The sequence below is a fragment of the Jejuibacter sp. L23 genome (assembly GCF_050815825.1).
Taxonomy (GTDB): domain Bacteria; phylum Pseudomonadota; class Gammaproteobacteria; order Enterobacterales; family Enterobacteriaceae; genus Jejubacter; species Jejubacter calystegiae.
This window is the reverse complement of record NZ_CP138199.1, coordinates 4,632,916-4,647,248: the sequence shown is the minus strand read 5'-3', so window position 1 is coordinate 4,647,248 and position 14,333 is coordinate 4,632,916. Positions and strand designations below refer to the sequence as shown.

Genomic DNA, 14,333 nt, shown 5'->3' with positions numbered 1-14,333 from the left:
GCAGATGGCCCGCCACGATTTACCTTACAGGAATAGCATCAGATGACCGCACTCTCCACTTCCCGTCCGACGCCCTCCATTCTGGGCGGTGTGATGATTATCGGGGGCACCATTATTGGTGCCGGTATGTTCTCTCTGCCTGTAGTGATGTCTGGTGCCTGGTTTTTCTGGTCGCTGGCGGCGCTGGTGTTCACCTGGTTCTGCATGCTGCATTCGGGGCTGATGATTCTGGAAGCCAACCTGAACTACCCGCCGGGCGCCAGCTTCGACACCCTGACCAAAGATCTGCTGGGCCGTGGCTGGAACCTGGTGAATGGCCTGTCCATTGCCTTTGTGCTCTATATCCTGACCTATGCCTATATCTCGGCCAGCGGCTCGATCATCCACCATACTCTGGGGGAGATGGGCGTTGTTTTTCCGGCACGGATGGCGGGGCTGCTGTTTGCACTGGCGGTGGCCTTTATCGTCTGGTTGAGTACCCGGGCGGTCAGCCGGATGACCGCGATTGTGCTGGGGGCCAAGGTGATCACCTTCTTCCTGACTTTCGGCAGCCTGCTGGGTCACGTTGAGCCGGGCACGCTTCTGAACCTGAGTGAAGAAAGCCCGCGCTATGCCCCCTACCTGCTGATGACGCTGCCGTTCTGTCTTGCCTCTTTCGGCTATCACGGTAACGTTCCCAGCCTGATGAAATACTATGGCCGCGAGCCTAAGCTGATTATCCGCTGTCTGCTCTGGGGGACGCTGATTGCCCTGGGGCTGTACGTTATCTGGCTTCTGGGCACTATGGGCAATATTCCGCGCCAGGACTTTATCGGCATTGCTCAGAAGGGCGGTAATATCGATGTGCTGGTTCAGGCACTGAGCGGTGTGCTGAACAGCCGTTCGCTCAATCTGCTGCTGGTGATTTTCTCTAACTTTGCGGTGGCCAGCTCTTTCCTTGGCGTAACGCTGGGACTGTTTGACTACCTTGCGGATCTGTTTGGTTTCGACGATTCACCGCTGGGTCGTCTGAAGACGGCGCTCATCACCTTCCTGCCGCCGATGGTGGGGGGCCTGCTGTGGCCGAACGGGTTCCTGTATGCTATCGGCTATGCCGGGCTGGCGGCGACCATCTGGGCCGCTATCGTACCAGCGCTGCTGGCGCGGGCGTCACGCAAGCGCTTTGGCAGTCCTCGCTTTCGGGTATGGGGCGGTAAGCCGATGATTGCGCTGATTCTGGTATTTGGCGTCGGTAACGCGCTGGTGCATATTTTTTCCAGCTTTAATCTGTTGCCGGTGTTTCAGTAACAGCCATAAAAAAGGGACCTTCGGGTCCCTTCAGGTTGATGACAAAGAGGGAAAAAACGTGGTTTTTCCCTCTTTGTGGTTGAGCTGCCGAAAATCAATGAATTGATTTTCCTTGTTTATTTTTCTGGTGATTCTGGCCGAACGCGTTCGGCCCAGGTTTGCCATTAGTCTCAGGGACCTTCGGGTCCCTTCCATTCAGCGCAGATGGTGAATCACCTGATTGCTGCTGCCGCGCCAGATGAGCGCCGGATCTCTCAGGTCCTGAACGAACTTACCGTCCACCAGAACGTTAATCAGACTCACCACCTCCATTTGCTGGGGGGTCAGCTCATCCAGCTTGTAGCCGGTCCAGACCCAGATGTCTTTGCCGGGGCATTCGCGACGAACCCGCTGCACCAGTTTCAGAATATCGGGCACATTTTGCGGATGGAGCGGATCGCCGCCAGAGAGCGATAGTCCCTGGCGCCGTACCCGGGTGTCATTGAGGTCATCAATGATTTTTTGCGCCATCTCTGGCGTAAAGGCAACGCCGGAGTTCAGACGCCAGGTGCTTTTGTTGTAGCAACCGGGGCACTGATGAACGCAACCCGCCACAAACAGCGTGCAGCGGGTACCCGGCCCGTTAACCACATCGACCGGGTAATACTGGTGTATGTTCATCCTCAGCCCAACTGGCCGTTGCCCAGGTGCTTAACGCGGCGTTTCACCTCTTCCTGTTTACCGGCGTTAAACGGGCGCGCGTCCGGGCTGCCCAGGTAACCGCAGACCCTGCGGGTAACTGAAACCCGGCTGGCGTCATGGTTACCGCATTTCGGGCAGGTAAAGCCTTTACTGGTGCAGTCGAACTCGCCGGTGAAGCCGCATTCGTAACATTCATCGATCGGCGTGTTGGTGCCGTAATAGGGCACGTGCTGGTAGCTGTAATCCCAGACATCTTCCAGCGCTTTCAGGTTATGCTGCAGGTTGGGATATTCGCCGTAGCAGATGAAACCGCCGCTGGCGACGGGCGGGTAGGGCGCTTCGAAGTCCAGCTTATCGTAAGGATTCACCTTCTTCTCCACGTCCAGGTGGAAGCTGTTGGTGTAGTAGCCCTTATCGGTTACGCCCGGTACTACGCCGAATTCAGCGGTATCCAGACGACAGAAGCGATCGCACAGGTTTTCGCTCGGGGTGCTGTAGAGGCTGAAGCCATACCCGGTTTCCTCTTTCCAACTGTCTACAGCCTGGCGCAGGCGCTGAACAACGTCGAGCGCTTTAGCGCGCAGCGTTTCGCTGTCATAAACGTGCTGATTGCCGTATAGCGCGTTAATGGTTTCGTGGATGCCGATATAACCCAGCGAGATAGAAGCGCGACCGTTTTTAAAGATCTCTGCGACGTCATCGTCCGCTTTCAGGCGTACGCCGCAGGCACCTTCCATATAGAGGATTGGCGCAACCCGGGCCTTAACCCCTTCCAGGCGTGCGATACGGGTCATCAGCGCTTTTTTCGCAAGCAACAGGCGTTCGTCGAGCAGCGCATGGAAACGCGCCTCGTCACCTTTAGCTTCCAGCGCGATACGCGGCAGGTTGAGGCTGATGACGCCCAGGTTGTTACGGCCGTCGTGAATCTGTTCGCCGTTTTCTTCATACACCCCCAGGAAGCTGCGGCAGCCCATCGGGGTCTTAAAGGAGCCAGTGACTTTCACCACCTGGTCGTAGTTCAGGATATCCGGATACATGCGCTTGCTGGCGCACTCCAGGGCCAGCCGCTTAATGTCGTAGTTGGGATCGCCAAACTGGTGATTCAGGCCATCGCGGATGGCGAACACCAGCTTCGGGAAGACCGCGGTTTTGCGGTTCTTGCCCAGGCCGGCGATGCGGTTACGCAGGATAGAGGTCTGAATCAGACGCGATTCCCAACTGGTACCCAGACCAAAACCGAAGGTTACGAACGGCGTCTGGCCGTTGGCGGTATGCAGGGTGTTCACCTCATATTCCAGCGACTGGAAGGCGTCGTAGCACTCTTTTTCGGTGCGGGCGCGGGCATAACCTTCGGCATCCGGAATCTGCCATTCGTCGGCGGTTTTACGGTGCTTGTCAAAGCTGGCAGTGACGAAAGGTGCCAGCACTTCGTCGATGCGGTTAATGGTGGTGCCGCCATAAATATGACTGGCTACCTGGGCGATGATCTGGGCAGTGACCGCCGTCGCGGTAGAGATAGATTTCGGTGGTTCGATCTCCGCATTGCCCATCTTAAAGCCGCGGGTCAGCATGCCTTTCAGATCGATCAGCATACAGTTGAACATCGGGAAGAAGGGGGAGTAGTCGAGATCGTGGTAATGGATCTCTCCGCGCTCGTGAGCGCGCACCACATCGCGCGGCAGCAGATGTTGTTTGGCGTAGTGTTTGGCAACGATACCCGCCAGCAGGTCGCGCTGGGTGGGGATCACTTTACTGTCTTTATTGGCGTTTTCGTTCAGCAGTGAGGCGTTGGTCTGTTCGACCAGCCCCCGGATCTCCTGATTGAGCTGGCCGCGTTTTTCACGGGCAACATCGCGGTCATGGCGGTATTCGATATAGGCGCGGGCCAGCTGTTTGTACGGACCGGACATCAGCTGGTTTTCCACCGCGGTCTGAATCTCGTTGATATCGACCTGACTGCGATCCTGCATTAGGTTGCTAACAGTCTCCGCGACGGTGGCGCAATAGTCTGCGTCATCGACCCCCGCGGCGACGGCGGCGCGTATAATCGCTTCTTGAATACGCGCTGAAGTGAAAGGTACTTTGCACCCATCCCGTTTCATCACATGCGGTGTCATGATCTCTCCATTTTAAAAACAGGTTATCCACAGTGTCGACCGTTGGGCAGTACATCCTTTGCGGCTTGTTAATTAGAGGCTTTTCGCAATACCCGCCCGGCATTATCCACAGCCCGGCGCCTGTTTCCGGGCCGGGTGTGGTATCAGTCAATATGCACCAACTACAACATGTTGGGGTTGGTTGTGATTTTATTGCCTATATATGGTGTTTTCACTAAAGATGTTTGCGCTGTTGTTGACTCAGATCAAAGTAAAATTCCCGCTCCTGAAATGACGCGGCCTGGAACAAAGAGGGTGTTTTCTAATAAATCGATTGCCCGTTCAGATTTAAGTCATTCTGCGGCCGTGTTGGTTGACGTGCGGTTTAGTGACCGGACATTAGGATTTATCCCGATTATCGGCGGCATAGTGTCGCCCTTTCTTCTTTCTGCCGTTACCGGAGGCGTTATGGACCCCGATCCTTATCCCCAGTTGTGTAATTTCTTCCGGTAAGTCAGTTCTCTTCTTTTGATGGCTGCCTTCCGGAAGCGGAAGGCAGCGACACGCGTTGTGCCCCTGCCTGCTCGTTGATTTATTGCCCTGACGGGACGGCCTTGTCGTATCCGTAGGGATTGCGGTGCCTCGCAAGAAGCGCCGGAGGGACGCTTATGCTGTTTACTTTACTTTCTTCCCCTTTTACTGCTGCGCGTGGCTTACTGAACCGGGAAAAGCGCGCCAGAGCCGGGAGCGATGCCGAACTGGCTCGCGCCTGCCTGCACTATGCCCGTATGGATGAGGCTGCCCTGATGCGCCATTTCGCCAGCCATCCGGAAGGGCTGACCCCCGGAGAGGTAGTGAAAGCCAGAGTGCGCCACGGTCTGAATCAGGTGGCGTCGGAGTGTTCCACGCCATGGTGGCGCTATCTGGTTCGTAGCTACGTCAACCCCTTCAACCTGCTGCTGACGGCACTGGCGGCGATCTCCTGGGCTACGGACGATCTTTCCGCCACGGTAATTATTGCGCTGATGGTGTTTATCTCTACGCTGTTAAACGCGATTCAGGAGCTGCGCTCTTCCCGGGCAGCGCAGGCCCTGAAGGCCATGGTCAGCAGTAATGCGACTGTACTGCGCACCCTGAACCAGCGGGGCGAAAGCGGCTACGTGACCATTCCGGTTGAAGATCTGGTGCCGGGCGACATCGTCAAGCTGGCTGCGGGCGATATTGTTCCTGCCGATCTGCGCCTGTTGAACGGTCGGGCGCTGTTTGTTTCGCAGGCGACGCTGACCGGCGAATCGCTGCCGGTAGAGAAATCGGCTCAGCCCTGTGATTCCTCCGGCAGTCCGTTAGAAAGCAGCAACCTGTGCTTTATGGGCACCAGCGTGGCCAGCGGCAGCGGCCTGGCTTTAGTGGTGGCCACCGGAGAGAACACCTGGTTCGGGCAACTTGCCCGCCAGACGCTGGGGAAGGATCCTGAGCCTAATGCGTTTCGTCAGGGCATCAGCCGGGTCAGCCTGCTGCTGATCCGCTTTATGCTGGTGATGGCGCCGATCGTACTGCTGATCAACGGGTTTACCAAAGGTGACTGGTGGGACGCCGCGCTGTTTGCGCTTTCGGTGGCCGTAGGACTGACGCCGGAAATGCTGCCGATGATCGTCACTTCCACGCTGGCGAGGGGCGCTATGAAACTGTCGCGTCAGAAGGTGATCGTCAAGCGGCTGGACGCCATTCAGAATTTCGGCGCGATGGACCTTCTGTGTACCGATAAGACCGGCACCCTGACCCGGGACCGTATCCGGCTTGAGGGATACATGAATCTCGATGGCCAAACAAGCCAGCAGGTACTGGAGATGGCGTGGCTTAACAGCCATTACCAGACCGGTCTGAACAGCCCGCTGGATGAGGCGATAAAAGAAAAAATGGCGCAGGTTCAGGGGGAGGAGATCGCAGCCCGCTGGCGCAAAGTGGATGAGGTGCCCTTCGACTTCAGCCGACGTCGGATGACGGTGGTGGTAAGCCAGACGGTGGATAGCCACTGGCTGATCTGTAAAGGCGCGCTGGAAGAGATGCTGAATGTCTCGACCCGGATACGTCAGGGGAGCGACGTTATCAGGATGGATAGCGCACTACGCGCCAGGATTCGCCAGACAGCGGAGCAGCTCAATCGTGAAGGGCTACGGGTGGTGGCGGTTGCCGGTAAGCCGCTGCCGATGCGCGACAGCGAGTATGGACAAAGGGATGAGTCGGATTTGATCCTGGAAGGTTTTCTGACCTTCCTCGATCCGCCGAAAGAGAGCACGGCGCCTGCGCTGCGGGCGCTACAGGCGGGCGGCGTGGCGATTAAAGTGCTGACCGGTGACAGCGAACTGGTGGCGGCGAAAGTCTGCCATGAGGTCGGGCTGGCGCCAGGCGAAGCCCTCACCGGTAGCCAGATTGAGGAGATGGACGATGCCACCCTGGCCGCCAGGGCGCGGGAGTGCGTGCTGTTCGCCCGCCTGACGCCGCTGCAGAAGTCGCGTGTGGTCTGTCTGCTACGCGAACAGGGGCACGTCGTGGGCTTTATGGGCGATGGTATTAACGACGCTCCGGCGCTGCGCGCGGCAGATATTGGTATCTCGGTCGATAGCGCGGTGGATATCGCCCGTGAGGCGGCGGATATTATTCTGCTGGAAAAGAGCCTGATGGTGCTGGAACAAGGGGTACGCGAAGGGCGCCGCACCTTTGCCAACATGCTTAAGTACATCAGAATGACCGCCAGCTCCAACTTCGGCAACGTCTTTAGCGTGCTGGTGGCCAGCGCCTTTTTGCCTTTCCTGCCGATGCTACCGCTGCATCTGCTGATTCAGAACCTCCTTTACGATATGTCACAGGTGGCGATTCCGTTTGATAACGTGGATGAGGAACAGGTGGCTCGGCCCCAGCGTTGGGAGCCGGCGCAGATTGGGCGCTTTATGCTGTTTTTCGGCCCGATCAGTTCCATCTTCGACATCCTGACCTTCTGCCTGATGTGGTGGGTATTCCAGGCCAGGGTACCGGAGGCCCAGACTCTGTTCCAGTCAGGATGGTTTGTGGTCGGTCTGCTGTCCCAGACGCTGATCGTCCATATGATTCGCACCCGGCGCCTGCCATTCCTGCAAAGCCGCGCCGCCTGGCCGCTGATAGTGATGACTCTGGTGGTGATGGCGCTGGGGATCCTGCTGCCTTTTTCGCCCTGGGCCGAATGCCTGCATCTTCAGGCTCTGCCGTTAAGCTACTTCCCGTGGCTGGCGGCGATTCTGGCTGGCTATATGGCGCTGACTCAGGCGGTGAAAGGATTCTATAGCCGACGTTATGGTTGGTAGTAAGCCTTAATTGTGGCGATGTGTGAACGGCGTCCCGTTACCCGGTTTGCTCAAATCTTCTTCTCGTGATACCAGATGCGTTGACCATTTGACATCATAAAGAAGGAATCTTTGATGCTAAAATCAGTGCGTTATGCCGTACTGGCCGGAGCGCTCTCATTGAGTTTTTGCGGCCAGGCCGCGCCAGCTGGCGATCTGCCTCTGATGCCCTGGCCGCAGAAGGTGGAACTTTCAGCGCAGGCCGGTTATCTGACGCTGGATAATGAAGTATCGATAGCGATACGGGGCGACGATCTGGAAGGCGCTGTCGAGCGCTGGCGCCAGCGTATTGCCTTACAGACTGGCTGGGAGCTAAAGCCTCAGTCCGGCAGCCACCGGCCCCCGACCATAACGGTTACCATCGCCCAACGACTGGACCCCCAACCCCGGTTGGACAGCGATGAAAGCTATCACCTGAGTATCACTGCCGAAGGGGTGAAGCTCAATGCCGCCACGCGCTTTGGTGCGCTGCGCGGTATGGAGACGCTGCTGCAGTTGATCCGTCCGGGAGCGGAGCGAGTGGCTATCCCCTGGATAGAAATCGAAGACAGGCCGCGCTTTCCCTGGCGCGGACTGCTAATCGATTCTGCCCGTCATTTTATGCCGGTCAGCACTATTCTGCGCCAGCTCGACGGTATGGCGGCGGCGAAGCTTAACGTGTTTCACTGGCATTTGACCGACGATCAGGGCTGGCGTTTCGCCTCTACCCACTATCCTAAGCTTCAGCAGCTGGCGAGCGATGGTCAGTTTTATACCCAGGCGCAAATGCGGGAAGTGGTGCGCTATGCCACTGAACGGGGAATCCGCGTCGTGCCCGAGTTTGATGTTCCCGGACATGCCTCGGCCATTGCCGTGGCCTATCCCGAACTGATGAGTGCGCCAGGGCCTTATGCGATGGAGCGCGAATGGGGTGTGTTAAAGCCGGTGCTGGATCCTACAAAAGAGGAGACGTACCGGTTCATCGATACCCTGGTCGGGGAGCTGGCCGGTATCTTCCCGGACAGCTATCTGCATATTGGCGGCGATGAGGTGGATGATACCCAGTGGCGCAACAACCCCGATATCCAGAATTTTATGCGTCAGCACCAGTTGGCCGACAGTCACGCGCTGCATACCTGGTTTAACCAGCGGCTGGAGACCATTCTGGCAAAACATCAGCGGCGCATGGTGGGCTGGGACGAGATTTTTCATCCCTCTCTGCCTAAGCGGAGCCTGATTCAGTCCTGGCAGGGGCAGGATGCGCTGGGTAGTATTGCCAGAGCGGGCTATCAGGGCATTTTGTCCACCGGCTTTTACCTCGACCAGCCTCACGCCACCGCCTATCACTACCGTAATGAAGTTCTGCCCCAGGGTCTTAATGATATCGATAAGCCCCGGAAAGGGGACAGGGCGCAAAGCTGGTCCTTTACCATGCCTCGGCTGAAGGGGAGTGCGGTGGAAGGTAGCTTCACACTGATTGCCGATGCCGAAAATCGCACGTGGCGGGGTTTTATTGACTTCAAGGGGAAGTCACGGCGTGCCGTGCGTGATATTACCTGGCCCGGTGACGGACAGGTGAGCTTTAGCGTTGATACCTGGATGGGCGAAACGCGTCCGGTACTGACGCTGCGGGAAAATGTGCTGAGCGGATATTTCCTGGTGGGGAATACGCGCTATCCGGCCAGCGGTAAACGTCTGGAGGATATACCCGAAGGGAGGGCGCCGGTGGTTCCTGAACAGGAGCAAATGGCTAATATTCTCGGTGGCGAAGCCGCGCTCTGGGCCGAAAACGTGATAGCGCCGGTGATGGATATCAAACTCTGGCCGCGGGCTTTTTCGGTTGCCGAGCGGCTGTGGTCTGCCCGTGACGTTAACGATGTGGACAATATGTACCGCCGGCTGGCGCAGACGGACGCCTGGTCGACCATCTCTGTGGGATTGCAGCAGCATGACCAGTCTCAGCGTCAGATGATGCGCCTGGCGGGCACTGCCGATATTTTGCCATTACAGATTCTGGCTCAGGCGCTGGAGCCCGCCCAGTACTATACCCGCAACCATCTGAAATTCCAGGCCGGAAACTACCACCAGTTCGAGCCGCTTAATCGACTGGCGGATGCGCTGGGGCCAGAGAGTATGACAACGCGACAGATGCAGGGCTGGGTGGATGCGCTGATCGCCAATCCCCGGGATAAAGAGAGCGCTCAGGCGCTGCGCCGTCTCTTTATCCGCTGGCAGGATAACTATCAGGATCTCCTGCCATTGCTGGAAGGAAGCTATCAGTTACGGGCGATTAAACCGGTCGCGGAGGATGTGGCGCATCTGGCGGCATTGGGGCTGAAAATGATCGAACGGATAGAAAAACGGGAGCGTATCAGTGCTGCAGAGCGGGCCCTGTGGCAGAGTCAACTGGATGAAGCCGCCCGGGTGCGTGATGAACTGGTGATTGCGGCGGTATATCCGCTGGAAAAACTGTTGCGTGCTGGCGTGGAACTGAATCAATAACGGATGGAAGGCCGCAGCCGTCTGGCTGCGGCATGCGCCGATTAGCGGCGTAACGCGATAGCTTCGATCTCGATCTTCACGTCTTTCGGCAGACGCGCCACTTCCACGCAGGAGCGCGCCGGGAACGGCGCATCATTTTCAGTGAAGAAGGCCTCGTAAGCGGCGTTAACGATGGCGAAGTCGTTCAGATCCTTCACGAAAACCGTGGTTTTCACAATATCACTCGCTTTCAGACCGGAAGCTTCGACCACCGCTTTGACATTTTCCAGCGACTGGCGGGTTTGTGCTGCTACATCTTCTGATACGCCGCCGGTTTTTGGATCTACAGGGATCTGACCGGAGGTAATGATCATGCTGCCCAGGTCAACGCCCTGAACATAGGGGCCGATAGCGGCCGGTGCATTTTCCGTACTGATTGCGCGAGACATAGTCCTCTCCTGAAAAAGTCGTTCGTTATTAGCATAAGGCTCCCCCATTATAGGGAGCCTTGCCTTTATTTCCATCACCTTACCCGGCCAGAACCACCTGGTGTGAGAACTCTTTCTCACAGTATTTGCATTTCAGTGCAATATCCTGTTGGCGCTTTTTCACCGTAAAGCTGGTGGCGACCGGTTCATTGCGGCTGATGCAGTTGCTGTTCGGGCACACCAGCACGTTTTCAATCCGCTCCGGCAGCGCCGGACGGCTCTTACCCACCACCTCATAATTGTCGATACGGTTAACGGTGGCCTGAGGGGCATAGATGGCGAGCTGATTCACCTGCTCATCGGTCAGAAAAGTATTCTCAATTTTAATCAGATCCTTGCGACCCAGCTCGCCGGAGGGAAGGTTCAGGCCAATGGTAATACGCTGGTCGGTTTCGGTCAGACGGAACAGCGTCAGCAGGCGAAAGCCCACCCGGGCCGGAATATGATCGATCACCGTGCCGCGCTTAATCGCCTCAACCTGCAGTTTATTATCCTGTGTCATTTTGCTTCCCCTTTACTTAAGCCAAATCCTGAGTCAGTACCAGCGCCAGCAGCGCCTGGCGCGCATAGATGCCGTTCCCGGCCTGCTGGAAATACCAGGCATGGGGCGTGCGGTCGACATCGGTGGTGATTTCGTCCACTCTGGGCAGCGGGTGCAGTACCTTCATATTGGCGCGAGCGCCTTCCAGATCGGCGGCGCGTAGAACAAACTGCGCCTTCACGCTGGCGTATTCTGACGGATCCAGTCGCTCTTTCTGTACCCGGGTCATATACAGAATATCCGTCTGAGCCATCACTTCATCGATGCTGCCGTGCAGGCTCCAGGTAATGCCTTTCTCGTCGAGCATATCGAGGATGTACTGCGGCATCGCCAGGGCATCCGGCGCAATAAAGTAGAAACGGTTACCGTTGAATTTCGCCAGCGCCTGGGCCAGAGAGTGCACGGTGCGCCCGTATTTCAGATCGCCCACCATGGCGATGTTCAGGTTCTCCAGCCGACCCTGGGTTTCACGGATGGTAAACAGATCCAGCAGCGTCTGGGTCGGATGCTGGTTAGCGCCGTCACCGGCGTTCAGCACGGGTACCGCCCCGGAAAACTCGGTGGCCAGACGCGCGGCGCCCTCCTGGGGGTGACGCATCACAATGGCGTCGACATAGGTGCTGATAACCGAAATGGTATCGGCCAGGGTCTCTCCCTTCTTTCCCAGCGAGGTGTTGCTACTGTCGGAAAAGCCAACGACCGATGCGCCCAGGCGCTGAATGGCGGTTTCAAAGGAGAGGCGGGTACGGGTGGAGGCTTCAAAGAAGCAACTGGCGATCACTTTATGCTTCAGCAGTTCCGGCTGTGGGTGAGCCTTCAGGCTTGCGGCGGTGTCCAGCACCAGCTCCAGCTCCTCGCGGCTGAGGTCGTTGATGGAAATAATATGTTTCTGATAGAGCGGATTAGCCATCGTTCTCTCCTGTTTTCGACGCCCCGGCGCGTATCGGGCAAAAAAAAGCCCCTCAAACGAGGGGCTTTTTGATAATCGGTAAATGATGCGGAAGAAAAAAAGCGTGCGCCACGCCTGCAGTCAGGCGCTGGTGTAAATCACGATGCGCAGTTAGCTGAACCATATTTCCTCCCGGCAAAACGCCCGAAATTATACCCGTGTTTTTCGACGTATCAAGGAAAATAAGCACATTTTTTGCGCCAGTAATCGATTGCGCCTGCAGAGGTGAGCTGGCGCATATTTTATGGGGCTATTGGTAGTATGGCAGTATCGCCGGGTGTATAACGTGAAATATGAAACGTTGTTTTGAAAAAGGAAATGGCAAATGATTGTTGGCAATATTGATACTCCGATGCCCTGGCTGCCAGCGCCGCTGCGCCAGGCGATTGATGAAATCAGGCAGCGGGTGACTGACCAGACGCCCACCGGCCGTCACGATATCGACGGCGATCGGCTGTTCTTTTTGGTTTCTGAAGATATGACCGAAAAAAGAGAGGCGCGTCGGGCAGAGTTTCATCAGCGCTATCTGGATATCCAGATCCTCTTTCACGGACGTGAAGGCATGGTGTTCAGCAGCCAGCCCGCAGGTAAACCGGAGGTTGACTGGCTGGCGGACAAAGATATCGCCTTCCTTCCCGAAGGTAGCCAGGAAAAAATGGTGATACTGGAAGAGGGGGATTTTGTGGTGTTCTGGCCAGGAGAGGTGCATAAGCCGCTGTGCGCGGTGGGCGAGCCGGCGCGTGTGCGTAAGGTGGTGGTGAAGATGCTGGTGGAATAACGCCTTGCTTCCCCTCCCGCCGCCGCGGGAGGGGGCTGCCACTACTGCTGTGACAGCGTGGCGACCATTACGGCCTTAATGGTATGTAGACGGTTTTCCGCCTGATCGAAGACGATGCTGTGCTCGGATTCGAACACTTCATCGGTCACCTCCATACCGCCGTGCAGCCCGAACTCCTGGGCCATCTGCTGGCCGACCACGGTTTGATCGTCGTGGAATGCGGGCAGACAGTGCAGGAATTTGACCTGCGGATTGCCGGACAGCATCAGCACTTCTCCGTTTACCTGGTACGGTTTCAGTAGCGCGATACGTTCCGCCCACTTCTCTTTCGGCTCGCCCATAGAGACCCAGACATCGGTATAGATAAAGTCCACGCCGTTAACGCCAGCGCCGATATCTTCCGTCAGCGTAATACTGCCGCCGGTCTGACTTGCCAGCGCCTGGCACTCCTGAACCAGTTTTTCCTCCGGCCAGCAGGCTTTGGGCGCCACCAGGCGCAGATCCAGACCCGTTAACGCCGCCGCTTCCATCATGGAGTTACCCATATTGTTGCGGGCGTCGCCCAGATAGGCCATCGACATCTGGTTAAAGCGCTTCTCCGGCAGGTGCTCCTGCATGGTAAGCAGATCTGCCAGCAACTGGGTGGGATGAAATTCGTCGGTCAGACCGTTCCACACTGGCACGCCTGCATATTGTGCAAGAGTTTCAACGACGCCCTGTCCGTAGCCGCGATACTGAATGCCATCATACATACGGCCCAGCACCCGGGCGGTATCTTTAATGGACTCCTTATTGCCGATCTGGCTGCCGCTCGGGCCCAGATAGGTTACGCGGGCGCCCTGATCATATGCGGCAACTTCGAAAGAGCATCGGGTACGGGTCGAGTCTTTTTCGAAGATGAGCGCGATATTTTTGCCTTTAAGATGCTGAATTTCGGTTGCCTGTTTTTTTGCACCTTTTAGTTGGGCGGCAAGAGTGACGAGTTCATCGATTTCTGTTGAACTAAAATCAAGTAATCTAAGGAAATTCTTCTTATAAAAGGTCATCTTTCACCTCGCATGGCACCATGCCATCAATTGAATTAATATTCAATTTATAAGTATGAATATGCATTTTCAACCCCCGGGTAAATCTTTTTTTCCCATAAGCGTGGAGGCAATCACAGGGCTGTGTGAAAATAACAGTAACTGCCGACACACTGAGGACAGATCCATGGCAAACCCGGAACTACTGGAAGAACAGCGCGAAGAGACGCGGCTGATTATTGAAGAACTCCTTGAGGATGGCAGCGATCCGGATGCGCTGTACACCATTGAGCATCACCTCTCGGCGGATGACTTTGAAACTCTGGAAAAGGCGGCCGTTGAGATCTTCAAACTGGGCTATGAAGTGACCGATCCTGAAGAGCTGGAAGTGGAAGAGGGCGATACCGTCATCTGCTGCGATGCGCTGAGCGAATGCGCGCTCAATGCCGAGCTTATCGATGCCCAGGTGGAGCAACTGATGACGCTGGCTGAAAAGTTCGGCGTGGAGTATGACGGCTGGGGCACCTATTTCGAAGATCCGAACGGCGAGCCGGATGGCGACGGCGGCGACTATATTGATGAGGATGATGACGGCGTACGCCATTAAGGAAGAGGTTGCGGCGGCCCGGTGCCGCCGCACTGTTATCAGGA

The 14,333-nt window shown here is 56.6% G+C and carries 11 protein-coding genes and 1 pseudogene; 6 read left to right on the top strand and 6 right to left on the bottom strand.

Features of this window, described 5'->3' with window-relative positions:
- Positions 1 to 42: 42 nt before the first annotated feature.
- A complete protein-coding gene (mtr, locus tag SCU88_RS22125; RefSeq protein WP_138094182.1) occupies positions 43 to 1,287 on the top strand; it encodes a tryptophan permease in 1,245 nt (414 codons plus the stop codon).
- A gap of 195 nt (positions 1,288 to 1,482) precedes the next feature.
- On the opposite strand, the gene nrdG is transcribed toward mtr, so the two are convergent.
- Together nrdG and nrdD are read right to left on the bottom strand one after the other, a co-directional pair.
- Positions 1,483 to 1,947, bottom strand: a complete 465-nt coding sequence (gene nrdG / locus SCU88_RS22120; RefSeq protein WP_138094180.1) for an anaerobic ribonucleoside-triphosphate reductase-activating protein — start codon at positions 1,945 to 1,947, stop codon at positions 1,483 to 1,485.
- A gap of 2 nt (positions 1,948 to 1,949) precedes the next feature.
- The gene (gene nrdD, locus SCU88_RS22115) at positions 1,950 to 4,085 is read right to left on the bottom strand and encodes an anaerobic ribonucleoside-triphosphate reductase (RefSeq protein ID WP_175340820.1); all 2,136 of its coding nucleotides are present in this window, start codon (positions 4,083 to 4,085) and stop codon (positions 1,950 to 1,952) included.
- 183 nt (positions 4,086 to 4,268) lie between these two features.
- Between nrdD and SCU88_RS22110 the strand changes: the two genes are divergently transcribed.
- The 3 genes and pseudogenes from SCU88_RS22110 (at position 4,269) to SCU88_RS22100 (ending at position 9,922) form a co-directional block, all read left to right on the top strand.
- Positions 4,269 to 4,577, top strand: a complete 309-nt coding sequence (locus SCU88_RS22110) for a hypothetical protein (protein ID WP_138094176.1) — start codon at positions 4,269 to 4,271, stop codon at positions 4,575 to 4,577.
- A 245-nt stretch (positions 4,578 to 4,822) separates the two neighbouring features.
- Positions 4,823 to 7,402, top strand: a pseudogene (mgtA, locus tag SCU88_RS22105) (magnesium-translocating P-type ATPase); the annotation flags it as partial.
- A 114-nt stretch (positions 7,403 to 7,516) separates the two neighbouring features.
- Complete coding sequence (locus tag SCU88_RS22100; RefSeq protein ID WP_175340818.1) at positions 7,517 to 9,922, top strand: family 20 glycosylhydrolase; 2,406 nt, start codon at positions 7,517 to 7,519, stop codon at positions 9,920 to 9,922.
- Between the two features lie 41 nt (positions 9,923 to 9,963).
- Here the strand turns inward: SCU88_RS22100 and ridA are convergent, their stop codons facing one another.
- From ridA to pyrB, 3 genes are all read right to left on the bottom strand, one after another.
- Entirely contained in the window at positions 9,964 to 10,350 is a 387-nt protein-coding gene (gene ridA, locus SCU88_RS22095) for a 2-iminobutanoate/2-iminopropanoate deaminase (RefSeq protein ID WP_138094170.1), read from the bottom strand.
- A gap of 79 nt (positions 10,351 to 10,429) precedes the next feature.
- On the bottom strand, positions 10,430 to 10,891 hold the full coding sequence (gene pyrI / locus SCU88_RS22090) for an aspartate carbamoyltransferase regulatory subunit (RefSeq protein ID WP_138094168.1): 462 nt from the start codon (positions 10,889 to 10,891) through the stop codon (positions 10,430 to 10,432).
- A gap of 16 nt (positions 10,892 to 10,907) precedes the next feature.
- Complete coding sequence (gene pyrB, locus SCU88_RS22085; protein ID WP_175340817.1) at positions 10,908 to 11,840, bottom strand: aspartate carbamoyltransferase; 933 nt, start codon at positions 11,838 to 11,840, stop codon at positions 10,908 to 10,910.
- Positions 11,841 to 12,204: 364 nt separating this feature from the next.
- Between pyrB and SCU88_RS22080 the strand changes: the two genes are divergently transcribed.
- Positions 12,205 to 12,657 (top strand): YhcH/YjgK/YiaL family protein, encoded by a 453-nt coding sequence (locus tag SCU88_RS22080; protein ID WP_175340816.1) that lies wholly within the window; start codon positions 12,205 to 12,207, stop codon positions 12,655 to 12,657.
- A 41-nt stretch (positions 12,658 to 12,698) separates the two neighbouring features.
- On the opposite strand, the gene argF is transcribed toward SCU88_RS22080, so the two are convergent.
- The gene (argF, locus tag SCU88_RS22075; RefSeq protein WP_138094162.1) at positions 12,699 to 13,703 is read right to left on the bottom strand and encodes an ornithine carbamoyltransferase; all 1,005 of its coding nucleotides are present in this window, start codon (positions 13,701 to 13,703) and stop codon (positions 12,699 to 12,701) included.
- Between the two features lie 166 nt (positions 13,704 to 13,869).
- Here argF and rraB point away from each other — a divergent pair, with 166 nt between their 5' ends.
- Positions 13,870 to 14,289 (top strand): ribonuclease E inhibitor RraB, encoded by a 420-nt coding sequence (gene rraB, locus SCU88_RS22070; protein WP_138094160.1) that lies wholly within the window; start codon positions 13,870 to 13,872, stop codon positions 14,287 to 14,289.
- The last annotated feature ends 44 nt before the right edge of the window (positions 14,290 to 14,333 follow it).